Below are 16,359 nucleotides of genomic sequence, written 5' to 3' on the forward strand. Positions count from 1 at the left end.
GTTTCGACGGTGTCGATCATCGGGAGAACCGGGGCCGGGCGGATCAGCCACACAGGCGAGTGAGTCCCGGCGCGCTCAGCCGAAAGAATGAGGCCGGGCCACGGGCGCTGTCGTAGCGTTGCCGCCATGTTGGGCATCCTCGACCGGCTCCCCTGGACACAACGCGTGGTGCTCGCCGTGCTCATCGCGGCCGCTGTCACCCTCGTGATCCTGGAAGGACTCAGCGCCGAGACCGTGCCGGGGGCTGTCGGGGTGGTGATCTGCGGGTTGCTTCCCGTGGCCACGCTGCTGATGCCGACCGTGCCCGCGTCCGTGGCCGGCGGGATCGCGGTGCTGTCGATCGCTTACACGATCATCGCCACGCAGCTGTCGCCGCGACTGGACAACACTTTCGGCGTGGTGGAACTGCTCGGCCTGTCGTGGTTGCTGGTGCGGGTGGTCATGCAGAACCGGCCATCGCGGACGATCTGGCTGGCCGCGTTGCTGATCGTGGCCGCGTGCCTGCTGCCACTGCGGCTGGACGCGTCCAACGAGGAGTACCTGCCCGCGATGGGCGTCGGGATCTTCTTCGGCATGGCGTTCCTGACGCTGCTGGGCCTGTACCTGCGGCTGCACGACCGGCGCCGGGCCGACTCCTTCGAGCTGGCGCGGCAGGCCCAGCGCCTGGAGTACGCCCGTGACCTGCACGACTTCGTCGCCCACCACGTCACCGCGATCGTCGCGCAGGCCAAGGCGGTCCGCTTCACCACGGCCGCGGGGCTGCCGCCGTCGCCGGAGGTGCTCGACGACATGCTCGCCGGGATCGAGAAAGCCGGTTCGCAGGCGCTGGTGTCGATGCGCGGCATGATCACCGTCCTGCGCGACGACGGCGACGGCGCGGCGCCGGTCCGTCCACACCGGACTCTCGGTGAGCTGGTGGCCACCGCGGCCGACGGCTTCGCCGGTCCCCCGGTGACCACGTCGATCGACGACCAGCTGGCCGGGCGGACCCTGCCGCAGCGGACGCTGGACGCGGCCAGGCACGTCGTGCAGGAGTCACTGACCAACGTCCTGCGGCACGCGGCGCAGGTCAGTGCTGTAGAGATCAGCGCGTACGACGAGCCCGGATCCGTGCGGATCACCGTGCGCAACGACGGGATCGCCGCCGACAACGGCATGCCGAGCAGCGGTTTCGGGCTGCTGGGGCTGACCGAGCGGGTCGAGTCCGCGGGCGGGCGGCTGACCGCCGGTCCGACGGGGGCGGGCTGGGCGGTCACGGCGGTGCTGCCATCATCTCCGGCATGACCATCCGTGTGCTGATCGCCGACGACCAGGAGATGATGCGTTCGGCGTTCCGGATGATCCTGGACTCCCAGCCGGACATGGAGGTCGTCGCGGCTGTCGGCGACGGCGAGGCGGCGGTCGAGCAGGCGCGCCGGTTGCGGCCGGACGTGTGCCTGCTGGACATCCGGATGCCCGGACTGGACGGTCTGGAGGCGACACGGCTGCTGGCCGGGTCCCAGGTCCGCGACCCGCTCAACGTCCTGATCGCCACGACGTTCGACCTCGACGAGTACGTCTACCGCGCGCTGCGCAACGGCGCGAGTGGCTTCCTGCTCAAGGACATGTCCCCGGCGCTGCTGGTGGAAGCGGTCCGCGCGGCCGCCAACGGGGCGTCGTTGATCTCCCCGGCAGTGACGGTACGGCTGCTGTCGCACCTGGCGCCCCGCCGCACGGACGAGCCGGAAGCACCGGAGCAGGCGCCGGTCGAGCCGCTCACCGAGCGGGAACTCGCGGTGGTCAAGCTGGTGGCGCAGGGCCGGACCAACGACGAGGTCGCCACCGAGCTGTTCGTCACGCTGGCCACGGTCAAGACGCACCTGGCGAACGTGCAACGCAAACTCGCCGTGCGCAACCGGGTCGAGATCGCCGCGTGGGCGTGGCGATCGGGCGTCGTCATCTCGGCGTGAACAAGGAGGCAATTGTTCCTTCCACCGCCCAATGCCTCTCATGATTGTCTGCCGTTCCCATGCGGCACATTGCCGTACCGCGCTTGGTCATTCAATCGAGCCCGAATTCAGCACACGTCGAGAACGCGCGAACAGCCGAAGGCTACCCCGCACGGGGGACACACACCGCGACACTTCGCCCACTCAACGACACCGCGAACGCCCACTAGCCGCAACACACTACCCCGAACAGCGCACAGCTACGCACGGGTAGAATCGCAGGACTGTGCGGTGATGCCAAATTCCACCGCGCCGGATATCGCGGGATGACAAGTTCCCCCGGCCGGACAATGCCGACAGAACGAAGCCTTGCGGACACCCGCGGTAACAGATAATTTTCGCTCCGGTAGCACTGTTTCGAACGAGCTACTCCCAACCGTCCGGCAATTCGGCGAAGGCCGCCGGACCGTCGATGTTCCGTGCGGTTTTCGTATCTTTGCTGATACTCGGAGGAAGATTGTGAAGAACCGAATCGGGTCCGCCCGCGTCGCCATGACCGCCGTCACCACCGCCGCCCTCGCGGCGTCCGCCATGCTGGCCGGCGCGGGCACCAGCGCCGCGGCGGAGCGGTCCGAGGTGGCGCTGAACTACACCTGCTCGTTTCCGCTGATCGGTGGGCAGCCGATCCAGATCACCATCGGGATCGACTTCCCGGCGAGCGTCCCCGTCGGCACCCCGGTCGACGCGCTGCCGATCAACACCGTGTCCAAGGTCGGCAAGAACGCCACCACCGGCCTGAACCTGGTCGGCGCCAAGACCCTCGAAGGCACCGCGCTGGCGCAGGCGAACATCGCCGCACCCGAGGCCGAGTTGCCGCTCGAGGTCCCCGCGACCCTGGCGAAGACCCCGATCCCGGCCAGCGGCGAGTTCACCGTCACCGCGACCGGCGAAACCCCGTCGATCACGTTCTCGCAGGCGGGAACCGCGAAGATCACGGTCGGCGACGTCAAGCTGCACCTGGTGCCGCGCAAGGCCGACGGCAGCCTGACCGCGCTCAAGGAGTTCGACTCGGCCTGCAAGCAGAACCCGGACCAGAACAACGAGCTGGCGACCATCGAGATCACCCCGGCGGGCACAGCCGTCCGGCACTGACGCCCGCAGGCACCAAGCTCCGTGTGGCCGGTCCCCTCGCGACTGGCCACACGGCCCCTCGCCGCGACGGGATCAACGGGGCAGCGGCAGATCCCGCTTGGCCAGAGCCATGAACAGCATCCCCGGACGCTGGGGCTTCGCGGTCATCCGTACGGTCTCGGGCTGACCACCGACAACCTCGGTGCCGGCGTCCGGCAGCAGTTGTTTCCACGGCTGTCCGCTGATCGACGTGCCGGAGCCGACCTCGTCGGCGATCCGCTTGCGCACGTCCTCGGCCTTGCCTTCGGCCGGAAGCACGCACAACGCCTCGGTTCCGTCCGCCAGCACGCCGATCGCGGCGGGCATCGGGTCGCGGTCCGACCGGACGATCGTCGCCGCGACCACGTCCTTGAGGCAGCCGGCCAGCGCCTGGATGTCCTCGTCCTTCGCGAGCGTGTCCCGTCCGGGATCGGTCACCGTGGCGAGACTCTTCGCCGAACCGGCGTACGCGAAGGCGCCATCGGCCACACGGAGTTTGTTGAAACCGGTGGGAGGCGCGGCCTCGCTGAGCGGTCCGTCCAATTGGGCCGTGTTGTCCTCGCCGACTGTCCACACCGCCGCGCCGTCCTTGTCCTCACGGCGGATCTTCGCGTCGGCGAGCGCCTGGTTGACCGCCGCCGTGTCGTAGTCGCCCCACAGGATGCCCGCCGCGTTCGGCGGCTGGCCCACGGTCAGCGCCGAGGTGAACTTCCCCGGATCCAGCTTGAGCCGGTCAGCCATCCGCTGCGAGTACTGGGCGATGCTCGCGTAACCCGCGCCCTGCTGGGATTTCGCGTCCGCCGGCTTGCCGTATTCGATGTACGCGCGGGTCTCGGCGGTTGCCTTGACCCTGCCCAGCGCCTCCAGCAGCCCGCCCGGCCGGCTCACCGGGCCTGACCCCGGGGACGCCGCCGGGCCCGATTCGCTCGAACAAGCGGCGAGGCTCAGTGGCAGGGCAAGCACGGCCACAACGATCTTCCAGCGCGCGATCACCGGGCGATGGTAGGGCTGGGCGGACCGCCGCCGCCAGCGGCACGGAGTCTCAGAACCATCTCATGTGACCGCGACATCCACCGCCGGGACGTTCGCGCAGCCGCTGATCGACGCTGACGCGGCGGCCAGCCGTCGGACCGCGTCCTCCAGTTGTCCGGACGGCAGGCCGAAGGGCAGGCGGATCCAGCGCTCCAGTCCGCCGTGCACGCCGAACCGCGAGCCTGGCGCCAGCTGCACGCCGTGGTTCGCCGCGGACACCGCCAGCCGCGTGCTCATCGCTTCCGGCAGTTTGCACCACAGCGAAAGCCCGCCGGACGGGACCACGAACGTCCAGTTCGGACAGTGTGTGCGCAGCGCGGCGACCAGCGCGTCCCGCTGGCCGCGGAAGTCGTGCCGCCGCTTGGCCAACGCCTCGTACCCGGCTGGTTCCATCATGGACGCCAGCACGAGCTGGTCGAACACCGGCGGGCCGAGGTCGATGGCGTAGCGCGACGACAGCAGCCGGTCCAGCAGTTCGGTCGAACCGCGGATCCAGCCCAGCCGCAGGCCACCCCAGTACGTCTTCGCCGCGGAGCCCACGGTCAGGGTCAGCTCGCCCCCGAGGGCCGCGAACGGCGGCGGGCCGTGCACCGGGTCACCCTCGTAGTCGAGCTCCACGAGGGATTCGTCGACCACCACCGGGGTGTGGCTGCGGGTGAGCATCCCGGCGAGGCGCTCGCGCCCGGCCGCGTCCAGCCGCAGGCCGGTCGGGTTCTGGAAGTCCACCACGAGATAGCCGAACCGCGGCGCGGCCTGCCGGACCGCGGCCTCGAACCCGGCCAGGTCCCAGCCACCGACCGGGTCGAGCGCCACCGGCACCGGCTGGGCGTGCGCGGCACGCAACGCGTCGAGCGCGTTCGGGTACGTCGGCTGCTCGACCAGCACGCGGTCGCCCGGCCCTGCCAGCATTCGCAGGCACAGCACGAAGGCCGAGTACGCGCCGTTGACGACGATCACCTGGTCCGGCGTCGTGGGCAGGCCACGCGCGGTGTAGCGCTCGGCGAGCCGTTCCCGCAGCACCGGCAGGCCACCGGTGATGTAGCCGTTTCCGCTCAGGTACGCCGACAGGTCCTGGCGCGCCGCGTCCACCGCGGCCGTCATGCCCGGCAGCGCCGGCGGGGCCGCCTTCGCCAGGTCGATCAGCGCGTTCCCACCCGCCAGCTCCGGTTCCGCGCGGCGGGTGCCCGTGCCCGCGACCCACGATCCCGCACCCTGGCGGCTGGCCACGAGACCGTCCTCGCGCAACCGGTCCAGCGCCGCGCCGATGAGCGTGCGGCTCACGCCCAGCGCGGTGGCCAGTTCACGCTCGGCGGGCAGCCGGGTGCCGATGGGCAGCTGGCCGTCCAGGACGTGCAGTTCGACCGCGGCGGCCAGGTCCGCCGCGCCTTGCCGGGAGCCGTGGCGACGCCACTCGCCCAGCAAAATGGCCAATCGTGCGCCGGAGACGCGACTACCGAGCGGTATGGTCGTGGTCACAAGGCCAATTATTACCCATTGGCCCTGGATTGTCAGACCAGTCCGGCAGAGACTGCTCAGGTGGCATCAGTCGATCTCAGTCCGGTGAGCATCCGCCGGGCTCCCGTCCGCCGATCCGGCCAGCTGCTGGCCGGCCTTGTCCTGTACGGCGTCAGCATGGCCATGCTGTCGCGTTCCCACATGGGGCTCTTCCCGTGGGACGTGCTGACCGACGGACTCAACAAACGCACCGGGCTGTCCTTCGGCGTGATCACCGCGATCGTCGCGGTGTTCGTCATGCTGCTGTGGATCCCGCTGCGGCAACGCCCGGGGATCGGCACGATCTCCAACATCGTCGTGATCTCGATCGCCGTCGACGTGGTCCGGGCGATCCTGCCCGACCAGCGCCTGCTCGTGTGGCAGATCGTGCTGCTGGCCGGCGGGATCGCGCTCAACGCGGTCGCGACGGCTGTCTACGTCGGCGCCCGCCTCGGCCCCGGACCGCGCGACGGCCTGATGACCGGGCTGGCCGCCCGCACCGGCTGGTCGATCCGCTTGGTGCGGACCGGGATCGAGGTGATCGTGCTCGGCGCGGGCTGGCTGCTCGGCGGCACGGTCGGGATCGGCACCGTGCTCTACGCGCTCGCCGTCGGCCCGCTCACGCAACTGCTGCTACCGCTGGTCACGTGGCGGTCCGCGGAAGTGCCCCGAGCGCGCACGCTCGAGGCACAGTCCTAGGCCGCTAGCAGAGGGCCTTGTCCATCGCCTTGTCTATGCGCTTGGTGGCTGTCTCAGGATCGCCGTAGACGCCCGGGAGCGCGGTCTGCACGACCGCGGCGGCCTTGCCGTCGTCGGTCGCGCCCGCCAGTGACGAGTACCCGTGGATGTTGCCGCCGTGTCCCCAGTAGACCGGGCCACAGCTCGACGTGAACCTGATCAGGCCGAGGCCGTAGCTCTGGCCGGGATATCCGGTGGGCACCGTCGTCCGCATCTGCGCCAGCTGAGCGGCCGGCAGCAGCGTCGGCAGCTTGCGGTAGAACGCGGCCAGGTCGGCCGGAGTGGACACCATCTGCCCGGCCGCCCAGCCCCACGACGGATCCATCTCCGTGACGTCGACGACCGGTGATCTCGGGTCGGCCGCGTCAGCGCGGTTGTAGCCGTGCGGATGCCGCCCGCGCAGACCGGTTTCGCCGATCTCGGGCCAGTAGGTGTCCCGCAGGCCCAGCGGCCGCACGATCCGGTCGCCGATCTGCTCCTCGGCCGGCCGTCCGGTGACGGCCTGCACCAGCAGCCCGGCCAGAACGTAGTTCGTGTTGGTGTAGCTCCACTTCGCGCCTGCCGGGAACTGCGCCGGGTGCGCGAAGGCCGCGTCGAGCAGGTCGTGCGGCCGCAGGTAGCGGTCGCGGACGTCACCGATCCTGGTGAGCCCGATCTTGTCGGTGTACTCCGGCAGACCGCTGGTGTGCTGTAAGACCTGGCGGACTGTGGCGTCCTTGTTCACCGTCAGCAAGCCGGGCAGGTACCGGTCGATCGGCGTGTCCAGCCCGACTTTGCCCTCCGCAACGAGCTGCAACACCACGACGGCGGTGAAAGCCTTGGTGTTGCTGCCGATCCGGATCTGACCGTTGACCGCAACCGGAGCGCCCGTCCTGGTGTCGCCCTTGCCCGCCACGTACGAGCGGTCCCGCCCGTCCCGCCGGACCGCGGCGAGCGCTCCGGGCGCGTTGCCCTCGTCCACCAGATGCCGCACCGGGTTGCCGGTGTCCGGCGGTGCGGCGAACGCGGCGGCCGGTGGTACCAGCATGGCCGCGGCCAGCACGGCGGTGACAGCCACGCGTTTCATCGCTTGCCTCCCGAACACAGCGCTTTGTCCACAGTGGACATCACGGCCGCGTGCGCGCGGTCGCCGTTGGCCGGGCCGAACGTGCCGGGCAACGCGGTGACGACGACCGACGCCTGGCGACCGTCCTCGGTCACGCCTCCGCGCGTCTCGAACCCGGGGATGTCGCCGCCGTGTCCCCAGTACACGCCGCCGCAGCTCAGCTCGGTGCTGACGAGACCGAGTCCGTATCGCGCACCCGGCCACATCTGCGCGGGCACGGTTTTCCTCATCTCGGCGAGTTGCCGCGCGGGCAGCAGCTTGCCGCCGATGAGCGCGGCGAAGAACGCGTTGAGGTCGGCGGGAGTCGTGATCAGCTGACCCGCGGCCCACGCGGCCGACGGGTCGAGCTCGGTCACGTCGGCGACGGTCTTGCCGTCCTTGAGCAGGCCGTAGCCCCGCGCGTGCGTCCCTCGGATGGTCCTTTCCCCCACACGCGGCCAATACGTGTCCCGGAGCCTGGCCTTGTCGATGACACGCTTGGTCACCTGCTCGGCGAGTGGTCGTCCGGTCATCCGCTCGATGAGCATCCCGGCGACGATGTAGTTGGTGTTGCTGTACTCCCACCGCTGCCCCGGCTGGGCGGTCGCCGGATGCGCCAGCGCGACCGCGAGCAGTTGCCGTGGCTCGAAGTAGCGGTCCTTCGACTTCTCGTAGTCGTCGATCCCGATGTGGGACGTGTACTCGGGCAGCCCGGAGTTCTGCTGCACCAGGTTGCGCACAGTGATCTTGTGCCCGTCGATGCCCTTGCCGCGGATCAGACCGGGCAGGTAGCGCTCGATCGGCGCGTCCAGCTCGACCTTGCCCTCGGCCACCAGTTGCAACACGACGACAGCGACGAACGTCTTGGTGTTGCTGGCCGCCCGCACCCGCCCGTTGACCGGCGGCGGACCGGGACGGCCGAACCGGGCGGCACCAGCGGTGTACGAAGTGGACTGCGTCACAAGCACAGCACCAGGGAACTTCTCCTGCTTCACCAGTTGTTCCAGCGCGTCGCGCGGTGCGTCCGCCTGAGCACCGGACGCGGTCACCGCCCCGGCCAGCACCCCCGTGGCCACGAGCAGGCCCAGCACCTTGGCCCTCGTTGAATTCATGGTTCAACCGTGTCAGGAACCGTTCACCCGGCGCGATCCAGCAAAGTCTCCTGTTCATGGTGTAGCCAGCACCACCCGTGGGGGTAGGTTGTGCCCATTCGGGGCGGCTCTGCCTGGGAGTGGGAGATGAGAACACGGTTGCTCGCCGCGGTGCTGTCTGTCGTCGGCCTGCTCGCAGTCACGTCGTGCGCGGGATCACCGGCCGTACCGGCGAAGGTCACGCTGGGTTTCACGGCGTGGCCGGGCTGGCTGCCGTGGCAGGTCGCCGCCGAGAAGGGCTTCTTCGCGGTGAACGGGGTGGACGTCGAACTGAAGTACTTCGACAGCTACACCGACAGCATCACGGCACTGGCCACGGGAGCGATCGACGCCAACAGCCAGACGCTCAACGACACGCTGATGTCGGTCAGCGGCGGCGCCCGGCAGACGACCGTGCTCGTCAACGACATCTCCACGGGCAACGACCAGATCATCGCCCGCGACGGGATAACGAGCGTTGGAGACCTCAAGGGCAAGACGGTGGCGGTGGAGAAGGGGACGGTCGACCACTACCTGCTGCTGCTGGCGCTCAACCGGGCCAAGCTCCACGAAGGTGACGTGCAGGTCGTCTCGACCATGACGGACTCCGCGGCAGCGGCCTTCGCGGCCGGTCACGTGGACGCGGTCGGCGCGTGGGCGCCGCACACGACCACAGCGCTGACCCGGCCCGGCAGCTCCCCGCTGACCAGCTCGGCGGAGTTCCCCAGCTCGATCCCGGACACCCTGGTGGTCCGCGAGCAACTGGCCAAGCTGCGGCCGGACCTCGTGCAGCGGATCGTCAACACGTGGTTCGAAACCCTCGGCTGGATCGCCCACAACCCGGACGAGGCAACAGCGATCATGGCCCGGCGGGCGGGCGTGAGCCCGCAGACGTACCGCGCGTACCAACCGGGAACGACGTTCCTGACCAAACAGGAGAACCAGAAAGCGTTCAGCAGCATGAAGCTGCACCAAGAGGCGGCCCAGGTCGCCACGTTCATGCAACAGACCAAACTCACCACGCGACTGGCGCCGGTGGACGGCCTGTTCGACGCGAGCTTCGTCAACGCGCCGTAGCGGCTCCTATGACGTCAAGGTGGCGTTCGGCATGATGTCGCCACGGAACACCCCGTCCGGATCGACCTTCTGCCGGATCCGGTCGACGGTGACGACCTGCTCGGCGTCCAGATGCCCTTGTGGCTGCGTGAAACTGCCGACGAAGCTGGGAATGGTCCGCCCGGTGTCCCACGGCGCCAGCTCGGAGCGGATCAGCCCGGCCCGCCGCTTGCCGGTCGCGGCGGCCTCGGGATCAGCGGCCGACCCCACGCACTGGTACACGAACGGCTCGGCAACGTGGTCGAGCGCCCCACCCTCAGGGTGCGGCCGGCCGACCGCCCCACCCAGCTGACGCAGTTCGGCGGACAGCAACGGCGACCCGGCGCCGGCCAGCCGCACGAAGGCATCCACGTCGACGTCGCTCAACAGCATGTGGTCACCGAAGGCCCTGACCGGATTGGGTGGGTCCATGTGCGTCGCCAGAACAGCCTCAGGCCCGGTCTCACGCCACGTGTCGTGCACCGGCTTGCCCAGCGGCCCCAGCAACCCGTCACGGACTTCCCTGGCGTCCGCGAGGTCCGGGGTCTCGCTGATGATGGCGCCGTCGACGCAGACGACCTGGCCCGAGGTGATCGATTCCGGCCTGCCGGGCGCGGCGACCATGTTCATCAGCCGCAACGAGGTCGACACCGATTCGGGCGCCTCCCTGGCCCAATCCCGCCACAGCTTCACCACCCGCCCGGCCTCGGACACCGGCCAGAACGAGGCTCCGGTGATCACCGAGGCCACCGGGAACAGCTCGACCTCGACAGCGGTCACCACGCCGAACCCGCCGCCACCGCCGCGCAACGCCCACAGCAGCTCGGCGTCGGCGGTCCGCACCTGACCGTCAGCGGTGACCAGCTCGATCGAGCGAACCGTGTTCGGCGCCAGCCCGAACCGGCGGCTGTAGAAGCTCACGCCACCACGCAGCAGATACCCCACCACACCGACAGTCGCGGCCGTGCCGTGCACCGCGACCAGCCCATGGGGACTGGTCGCGGCCACCACGGCACCCCATAGCGTCCCCGCGGGAATCCACGCGGTCCGCGCGTCCGGGTCCACCCGCACGCCACCTTCGAGCTCGGTGCGGATCAGCAACGCGTCGTGCATCGGGCCGAACGTCGCCGCGGCGTGACCAGTGGTGTACGTCCTGACCCGCAGACCCTTCGACACCGCGCGGCTGACAGCGGCCTGGACGTCACCGACCGTGTGCGCGACCGCCGAATCGGCGGGGTCGACCGGTGCTGCCAGGTTGAAGGTCTTCATCGCTGCCCCTTGACCGCTCTGATCGCCGTGACCGTCGGATTCTGCCTGAAGTCGGCCCAGAACTCACCCCCGGGGCCGACAGCGGGCACGAAGCCCGCGGACGTGAACCCGGCGGCGTGGAAGGCGTCGACGATCGGCTCGGCCTCCCAATGGCAGGCACGGAACGTGATCGGCGGGTCGACGTGCAGCGTTACCATCAGCTCCCTTCCGCCGGGGAACCGCGCGCCCGGCCGATGCGTCAGGCCGTACTCGGTCGCCGGCGGCCCCTGCCAGTCGAACCGCGGATTCATCTCCACGCCAACGTATTCGCCCCCTGGCCGGAGGTTGTCGTACGCCGTGCGGGCCATCGCGGCGAGGTCGTCGAACGTCCGCGCGTAGCACACCAGCCACACCGCGGTGACCAGGTCGAACTCACCGACGACCCGAGGTCACGGGCATCGGCGGTGAGATACCGGTCGCCGGGGCCAGGGCGCGGGCGACGGCGGTCATCTCACCCGAGATGTCCGCTCCGACAACGGACACCGCCCCGAGGCGCCGCAGGATCCTGCTGTGCCAGCCTGTTCCGCACGCGAGATCCAGCACGTCCTTGCCCGCGCACTGCCCTGCCAGCGATTCGAAGGTCATCCGTTCGGGGAAACGAGGCGGCGGCATCTCGTGCTTGACGCGCTCGTAGGACCGGCCGATCGCGTCGTACTGTGTGGACATCAGCCGGTGGTCACCGGCGCGAGGCGTTCCCTGACGGCGGCGGCCAGGTCCGCCTGCAAGTAGCTCTGCGCGTTGTACAGCGAACGCCGCGGATCGCGGATCTTGCGGCGGCCGTGCATCAACCGGCTGTTGTCGACCAGCGCGACCTCACCGGCGTGGCACTCGATCTCGTCGGTCTCCAGCTCGGTGGCCTCCAGGATCCGGCGCATCAGCATCGCGTCGAGCGGACGGCCGTCCTCGAACTCGATCACCGGCGGTTCGTGGTTCACCGACGGCGCCGGAATGCTGTTGGCGAAGGCGATGCCGGTGCTGAACAACGTCGTGTGCGCGGCGTAGGTGAAGTACTTGTAGTGCACCGACCCGTCGGGGCGCAGCAGGTATTCGACGTCCACGTCGTCGTCGGTCACGGCCAGCAGGTCGTCGAACGTGACCTCGTCCCTGGTCCCGCGGCCGTCGAGCAGGCGGAACACCAGGTTCCTCCACTTGTCCTCCGCCATCGGCCGGGCGAACGTGATCCGCGTGGTGCGAAACAACTCCCGCGTCGGCTCGGGCAACCGGTCCCACACGTGGCGGCCGTCGCAGATCGTGGTCTGCGATCCGGTCCCGGCCGGTGCCTCGCAGTAGAACCAGACCAGGTCCGGCACCCACGGCGTGGCACCGTTCCCCACGTGCCGGCCTTGCGGCACGAGGCCCGCTTCGACCTTCTGCGCCACGCCGCCACCGGCGAACCGGCGCGCCGGATCGAGGGTGATCCGCGAGGACAAGCTCCGGATCAGCCGGGAGAACGACTCGGTCCCGGTGCCGAACCCGCGCAGCAGGACGTACCCGTGTTCGGCGAGCGCCGTGAGCAGGTCGATTCTGTCCACTGTGGCCAAGTCGGCGGAGTCGCCTGTGGACACCACAGGGCCCTTGCCGTCCACGTGGGACGCGGTCGCGAAGCTGTCGAACATGATCAGACCTCCACTGGTTCGAACCGGCCCGTGCCGAGCGCCTCGCGGATGGCCGTGCGGCGCGGACGCCCGGTGACGGTGAAGAACTCGGCGCAGAACGCCTCGTCCGCCGGCACCGCGTTTGACCACGAACACACCGACGAGCTGCTGCAAGTTGTCGCCGGACACCGCCGCCGCCTCGATGCCCGGCTGGCTCTTGCACTGCGCCTCCACCCATTCCGGGCTGACGTTGCGACCGTCGGACGTGATGACGATGTTCTTGAGCCTGCCGGGTGATGGTCACGTACCCGTCGGCGTCGATGTCGGCGTCGTCGCCCGTGCAGAGCCATCCCTCGGCGTCGAGCGGCAACCCGGTGGGGTCGTCGGGGGCCGGGGTAGCCCGTCAGCAGCGACGAGCTCCGGATCAGCGGCTCACCGCGCTCGGGACGGCGGGCCTCGCAGTGGCGCAACGGTTTCCCGACGGTGCCGAGCCGCACGAGACCAGGCCGTTGAGCGCGGCGACCGATCCGTTCTCGCTGAGCCCGTAGGCCGCCGCGACGACGAACAGATCCGGCCGTGGGTCGACCACGGCTCCGTACCGCTGTGCGTACTTCTGACGCACCAGGCCGACACACGACTGGTACCGTGGCGCGCCCGCGCGGACCAGTTCGACCGACCAGGTACGGGCAACGGTGTCCGTGATGGCTGTCGTCGCGTCCACGACTCACTCCCCGTCCCGGAAACCAGGTGCCAGGACAAGGAATACCGGAGCCGGCCAAGCCGTTCAGCGGAATCTGTCGGACTTCTGGCTCCGCAGCGTCGACGCGGCCCGAACGACGGCGGCGGCCGACCAGGCCTGCGGTACGCACGCGGCGGGATACGCCAGCGGCTGCCCGTCCAGCACCACGTACAGCTCGGGCGTGTGGCCGTCGAAGTGCTCGCTGGCCCGGACGATGCCGTGTGCCATCCGGGCGGCGAGGTCGTGCCTGCCTTCGGCGGCGAGCCCGGTCATGACGATCGCGGTGTCGTGCGGCCAGATCGAGCCGCGGTGGTAGCTGAAGGGGTTGTACATCGGGCTGTCGGCGCTCAACGTGCGCAGGCCGTACGGCGTCAGCATGTCGGGGCCGCTCAGGCGGGACGCGACAAGCTCGGCTTCCGCCGGGTCCAGCAGGCCGGTGCCGAGCAGGTGGCCCATGTTCGACGTGGCGCCGTCGACCGGCTGTTTCGTGCCGTCCAGCGCGATCGCCGGATAGCGGCCGGAGTCGTCCTCGATCCAGAACACCGAACGGAACCGATCCCGCAGCCGCGCCGCCCATTCCCTCCACAGTGGAGCTTCCGGCAGGCCGAAGGCGTCAGCCAGGTCGGCTGCCGCGCTCGCCGCGGCGTAGGCGTATCCCTGGACCTCGCACAACGCCAGCGGCGCCGAGGGGTGACGGCCGTCGCGGTGCAGGAACGCGTCGTGCGAGTCCTTCCAGCCCTGGTGGGTCAGGCCGCCGGACACCGACGGCACGTACTCGACCAGGCCATCGCTGTCGGGATCGGCGTCCGGGCCGGTCAGCCAGCCCATCGCCGCCGCGAGGTTCGGCGTCAGCGCGCGGACCTCGTCGGCGGGCATGCCCGCGCGCCACGCCTCGTGCAGCAGGCAGATCCACAGCGGTGTCGCGTCGATCGTGCCGTAGTAGCGGGAGTTCAGCCGCACCTGGCCGGTGGCGATGGCGCCGGGGCGCAGTTCGTGCGGGATCTTGCCGGGCTGCTGCCCGGCGTCCCGCTCGTGCCGGGTTCCCTGACGGCGGGCCAGCGCGCGCAGCGTGCCCGCGGCCAGGTCCGTTCCCAGCGGCAGCAGCAGCCGCGCGGCCCAGATCGAGTCACGGCCGAACAGCGTGAGGTACCAGGGGCTTCCCGCGGCCGCGTACGTGTCCGCCGGGTGGTCCGGGTCCGCGAGCAGCAGTGCGCGCAGATCCGCCAGGTTCGTCCCGGCGATTCCGGTGGGTTCTTCGTGGAATCGCGGCTGGTCGCGGACCGGGATCTGCGCGAAGTCGGCCGGTTCGGGGACCGCGTGGGCGCTCAGCGCCAGCCGCCAGGTCCGCCCCGCCGCCAGGTCGACGTGCCAGGCCAGCTCGGCCACACCGTTATCGATCGTCAGCGCGCCAACGGGTTCGGCGCGAAACATCACGTTGCCGCGCCAGCTCAGGGCATCCCCTTCGACCGTCGGCGTGACCACCGCGGCTTCGCGACCGGCCTTCACCGCGTCCACGCCCGCCAGGTCGGTGGCCACGCGCATGGTGACGGCCAGCGCCTGGCCATGCTCGCCGAAGTTGGTGATTTCCAGCTGTTCCAGCAGGTCGGCGGCGGCCAGCGTGCGGTGGCGTCGCACGTGGATGGTCGAATCCCGCCACTGCGCGGCGGATTGCCGTGCCACGGCGTCGAACGTGACACCGGCCGGATCGGGGTGGTGGCGTCCGACTGCCACCAGGACCATGTCGCCGATCGTCAACTGGACGACCGAAAGCGCACGCTTGTCCCGGAAGAACCATCCGCAGAAGCCGCCGAGCAGGTCGCCTCCCTGGTCGCACAGCACAAGCGACGGCGCGCGCAGAACAGTGACGAGTGTGTGCTGGGAAGCGCTCGGTCCAGTCACAGTTCCTCCCCTGGTCGGCCGCGGCCTTGACATCGGTGAGCGGCGTGAGCCACAGTTACCGCCTCATTTTGACCGGTCAAACCGCGGGATGCATGTCAGCTCGGCCGAAAGTCGGGAGTGGACGGTGACGGAACGCAGACAGGCTGTGACACTCCGCCAGGTGGCGGCGCAGGCCGGGGTGTCACGGCAGACCGTGTCCAACGTCCTCAACGCACCCGAACGCGTCGAGGAAACCACCCTGCGCAAGGTCCAGGCCGCGATCGAATCACTGGGCTACCAACCGAACCGCACGGCGCGCAGCCTCGCCACCCGCCAGGCCGGGCTGATCGGCTACTGCCTGGCCCGCCACCCCGGCCGCAGCCTGTTCATGGACCCGTTCCTGCACACCCTCACCGAGGCCATCGAGCGCACCGGGCGGCGGATGCTGGTGTTCACCGCGCCGGACGGTGCCAACGGCCTTGCCACGTACGCGGATCTGATCGCCCAGCGGGCCGTCGACGGTTTCATCCTGTCGGACACCGTCGGCGACGACCCCCGGCACGCCTGGCTGGCCGGGCGCGGCATCCCGTTCGCGTCGTTCGGCCGAACCTGGCCCGCACAAGGCGAGCAGCCCGGTCCGTGGGTCGATGTGGACGGCGCGGGCGCATGTGCGGAGATGGTCGGCAGATTGCACGCCGCCGGGCACGACCAGATCGCGTTCGTCGGCTGGTGCGACCCGGTGCCGATGGGCGCGGCGCACGACCGGCGCCGGGGCTGGCAGGAGGAATGCCGACGCCTGGGTCTCTCGGAGCAGTCCGCGTGTGCCGATTCGGACAGCATGCAGGCAGCAGCACGAGCCACCGCCGTCCTGTTGGACGAGGCGAACCCGCCGACCGCGATCGTCGCGGCGAGCGACCTGCTCGCGGTCGGGGTGCTGACCGAGGTGCGCCGCAGGAAACTGCGCCCAGGGCACGACATCTGGGTCACCGGGTTCGACGACTCCGTGCTGGCCGGTTCGGTGGACGGCGGACTGACCACGGTCAGCCAGCCGACCGCCGGGATCACGTCGGCTCTGGTGCGCCTGCTGGACACCGGGGCGGAGCGTTCCGGCGGCGTGCTGCTGCGCGGGCGGATCGTGGCGCGGGGCAGCGCGCCCATTGATTGATCG

Annotated in this window: 16 protein-coding genes; 6 read left to right on the forward strand and 10 right to left on the reverse strand. The window is 70.1% G+C overall.

Going from position 1 to position 16,359, the window contains the following annotated elements; all coding sequences use genetic code 11:
• The first annotated feature begins 126 nt into the window (after positions 1-126).
• The 3 genes from AOZ06_RS31515 (at position 127) to AOZ06_RS31525 (ending at position 3,080) form a co-directional block, all read left to right on the forward strand.
• Complete coding sequence (locus tag AOZ06_RS31515; protein WP_054292715.1) at positions 127-1,284, forward strand: sensor histidine kinase; 1,158 nt, start codon at positions 127-129, stop codon at positions 1,282-1,284.
• Positions 1,281-1,949, forward strand: a complete 669-nt coding sequence (locus tag AOZ06_RS31520; RefSeq protein WP_054292716.1) for a response regulator — start codon at positions 1,281-1,283, stop codon at positions 1,947-1,949. The genes AOZ06_RS31515 and AOZ06_RS31520 overlap by 4 nt, the downstream gene beginning before the upstream one ends.
• A 498-nt stretch (positions 1,950-2,447) precedes the next feature.
• Positions 2,448-3,080 carry a DUF6801 domain-containing protein gene (locus tag AOZ06_RS31525; RefSeq protein ID WP_236951802.1) on the forward strand — a complete coding sequence of 211 codons (633 nt, stop codon included), beginning with the start codon at positions 2,448-2,450 and terminating at the stop codon, positions 3,078-3,080.
• 72 nt (positions 3,081-3,152) lie between these two features.
• Here the strand turns inward: AOZ06_RS31525 and AOZ06_RS31530 are convergent, their stop codons facing one another.
• Complete coding sequence (locus AOZ06_RS31530; RefSeq protein ID WP_157233363.1) at positions 3,153-4,091, reverse strand: hypothetical protein; 939 nt, start codon at positions 4,089-4,091, stop codon at positions 3,153-3,155.
• Between the two features lie 60 nt (positions 4,092-4,151).
• Positions 4,152-5,606: a MocR-like transcription factor YczR gene (yczR, locus tag AOZ06_RS31535; protein ID WP_236951803.1), complete on the reverse strand. Its 1,455-nt coding sequence runs from the start codon at positions 5,604-5,606 to the stop codon at positions 4,152-4,154.
• Positions 5,607-5,666: 60 nt separating this feature from the next.
• On the opposite strand from yczR, the gene yczE reads away from it, so the two are divergent.
• A complete protein-coding gene (yczE, locus tag AOZ06_RS31540) occupies positions 5,667-6,323 on the forward strand; it encodes a membrane protein YczE (RefSeq protein ID WP_054292719.1) in 657 nt (218 codons plus the stop codon).
• A gap of 4 nt (positions 6,324-6,327) precedes the next feature.
• Here yczE and AOZ06_RS31545 read toward each other — a convergent pair whose 3' ends face one another.
• Together AOZ06_RS31545 and AOZ06_RS31550 are read right to left on the reverse strand one after the other, a co-directional pair.
• Positions 6,328-7,428, reverse strand: coding sequence for a serine hydrolase domain-containing protein (locus tag AOZ06_RS31545; protein WP_054292720.1), 1,101 nt, complete (start codon positions 7,426-7,428; stop codon positions 6,328-6,330).
• Positions 7,425-8,558, reverse strand: a complete 1,134-nt coding sequence (locus AOZ06_RS31550; RefSeq protein WP_054292721.1) for a serine hydrolase domain-containing protein — start codon at positions 8,556-8,558, stop codon at positions 7,425-7,427. The genes AOZ06_RS31545 and AOZ06_RS31550 overlap by 4 nt, the downstream gene beginning before the upstream one ends.
• 126 nt (positions 8,559-8,684) lie before the next feature.
• On the opposite strand from AOZ06_RS31550, the gene AOZ06_RS31555 reads away from it, so the two are divergent.
• Positions 8,685-9,653, forward strand: a complete 969-nt coding sequence (locus AOZ06_RS31555) for an ABC transporter substrate-binding protein (RefSeq protein WP_054292722.1) — start codon at positions 8,685-8,687, stop codon at positions 9,651-9,653.
• Between the two features lie 6 nt (positions 9,654-9,659).
• Here AOZ06_RS31555 and AOZ06_RS31560 read toward each other — a convergent pair whose 3' ends face one another.
• From AOZ06_RS31560 to AOZ06_RS31585, 6 genes are all read right to left on the reverse strand, one after another.
• Positions 9,660-10,940: an FAD-binding oxidoreductase gene (locus tag AOZ06_RS31560; RefSeq protein WP_054292723.1), complete on the reverse strand. Its 1,281-nt coding sequence runs from the start codon at positions 10,938-10,940 to the stop codon at positions 9,660-9,662.
• Entirely contained in the window at positions 10,937-11,323 is a 387-nt protein-coding gene (locus AOZ06_RS31565; RefSeq protein ID WP_157233364.1) for a hypothetical protein, read from the reverse strand. The genes AOZ06_RS31560 and AOZ06_RS31565 overlap by 4 nt, the downstream gene beginning before the upstream one ends.
• 28 nt (positions 11,324-11,351) lie before the next feature.
• Entirely contained in the window at positions 11,352-11,645 is a 294-nt protein-coding gene (locus tag AOZ06_RS31570) for a class I SAM-dependent methyltransferase (protein ID WP_054292725.1), read from the reverse strand.
• Positions 11,645-12,595: a TauD/TfdA family dioxygenase gene (locus AOZ06_RS31575; protein ID WP_054292726.1), complete on the reverse strand. Its 951-nt coding sequence runs from the start codon at positions 12,593-12,595 to the stop codon at positions 11,645-11,647. The genes AOZ06_RS31570 and AOZ06_RS31575 overlap by 1 nt, the downstream gene beginning before the upstream one ends.
• A gap of 403 nt (positions 12,596-12,998) precedes the next feature.
• On the reverse strand, positions 12,999-13,295 hold the full coding sequence (locus AOZ06_RS31580) for a hypothetical protein (protein ID WP_054292727.1): 297 nt from the start codon (positions 13,293-13,295) through the stop codon (positions 12,999-13,001).
• Positions 13,296-13,358: 63 nt separating this feature from the next.
• Positions 13,359-15,212 (reverse strand): glycogen debranching N-terminal domain-containing protein, encoded by a 1,854-nt coding sequence (locus AOZ06_RS31585; RefSeq protein WP_169799007.1) that lies wholly within the window; start codon positions 15,210-15,212, stop codon positions 13,359-13,361.
• A 124-nt stretch (positions 15,213-15,336) separates the two neighbouring features.
• Here AOZ06_RS31585 and AOZ06_RS31590 point away from each other — a divergent pair, with 124 nt between their 5' ends.
• A complete protein-coding gene (locus AOZ06_RS31590; protein WP_236951804.1) occupies positions 15,337-16,356 on the forward strand; it encodes a LacI family DNA-binding transcriptional regulator in 1,020 nt (339 codons plus the stop codon).
• The last annotated feature ends 3 nt before the right edge of the window (positions 16,357-16,359 follow it).

Origin of the sequence: Kibdelosporangium phytohabitans, assembly GCF_001302585.1 — a bacterium.
In the GTDB taxonomy this organism is placed as follows: Bacteria; Actinomycetota; Actinomycetes; order Mycobacteriales; family Pseudonocardiaceae; genus Kibdelosporangium; species Kibdelosporangium phytohabitans.

Excerpts from the sequence above, each read along its gene's own strand:
- AOZ06_RS31555 (WP_054292722.1), top strand. The coding sequence starts at position 8,685 with ATGAGAACACGGTTGCTCGCCGCGGTGCTGTCTGTCGTCGGCCTGCTC.
- AOZ06_RS31575 (WP_054292726.1), bottom strand. The coding sequence starts at position 12,595 with ATGTTCGACAGCTTCGCGACCGCGTCCCACGTGGACGGCAAGGGCCCT.
- AOZ06_RS31545 (WP_054292720.1), bottom strand. The coding sequence starts at position 7,428 with ATGAAACGCGTGGCTGTCACCGCCGTGCTGGCCGCGGCCATGCTGGTA.
- AOZ06_RS31560 (WP_054292723.1), bottom strand. The coding sequence starts at position 10,940 with ATGAAGACCTTCAACCTGGCAGCACCGGTCGACCCCGCCGATTCGGCG.
- AOZ06_RS31515 (WP_054292715.1), top strand. The coding sequence starts at position 127 with ATGTTGGGCATCCTCGACCGGCTCCCCTGGACACAACGCGTGGTGCTC.
- AOZ06_RS31520 (WP_054292716.1), top strand. The coding sequence starts at position 1,281 with ATGACCATCCGTGTGCTGATCGCCGACGACCAGGAGATGATGCGTTCG.
- AOZ06_RS31570 (WP_054292725.1), bottom strand. The coding sequence starts at position 11,645 with ATGTCCACACAGTACGACGCGATCGGCCGGTCCTACGAGCGCGTCAAG.
- AOZ06_RS31550 (WP_054292721.1), bottom strand. The coding sequence starts at position 8,558 with ATGAATTCAACGAGGGCCAAGGTGCTGGGCCTGCTCGTGGCCACGGGG.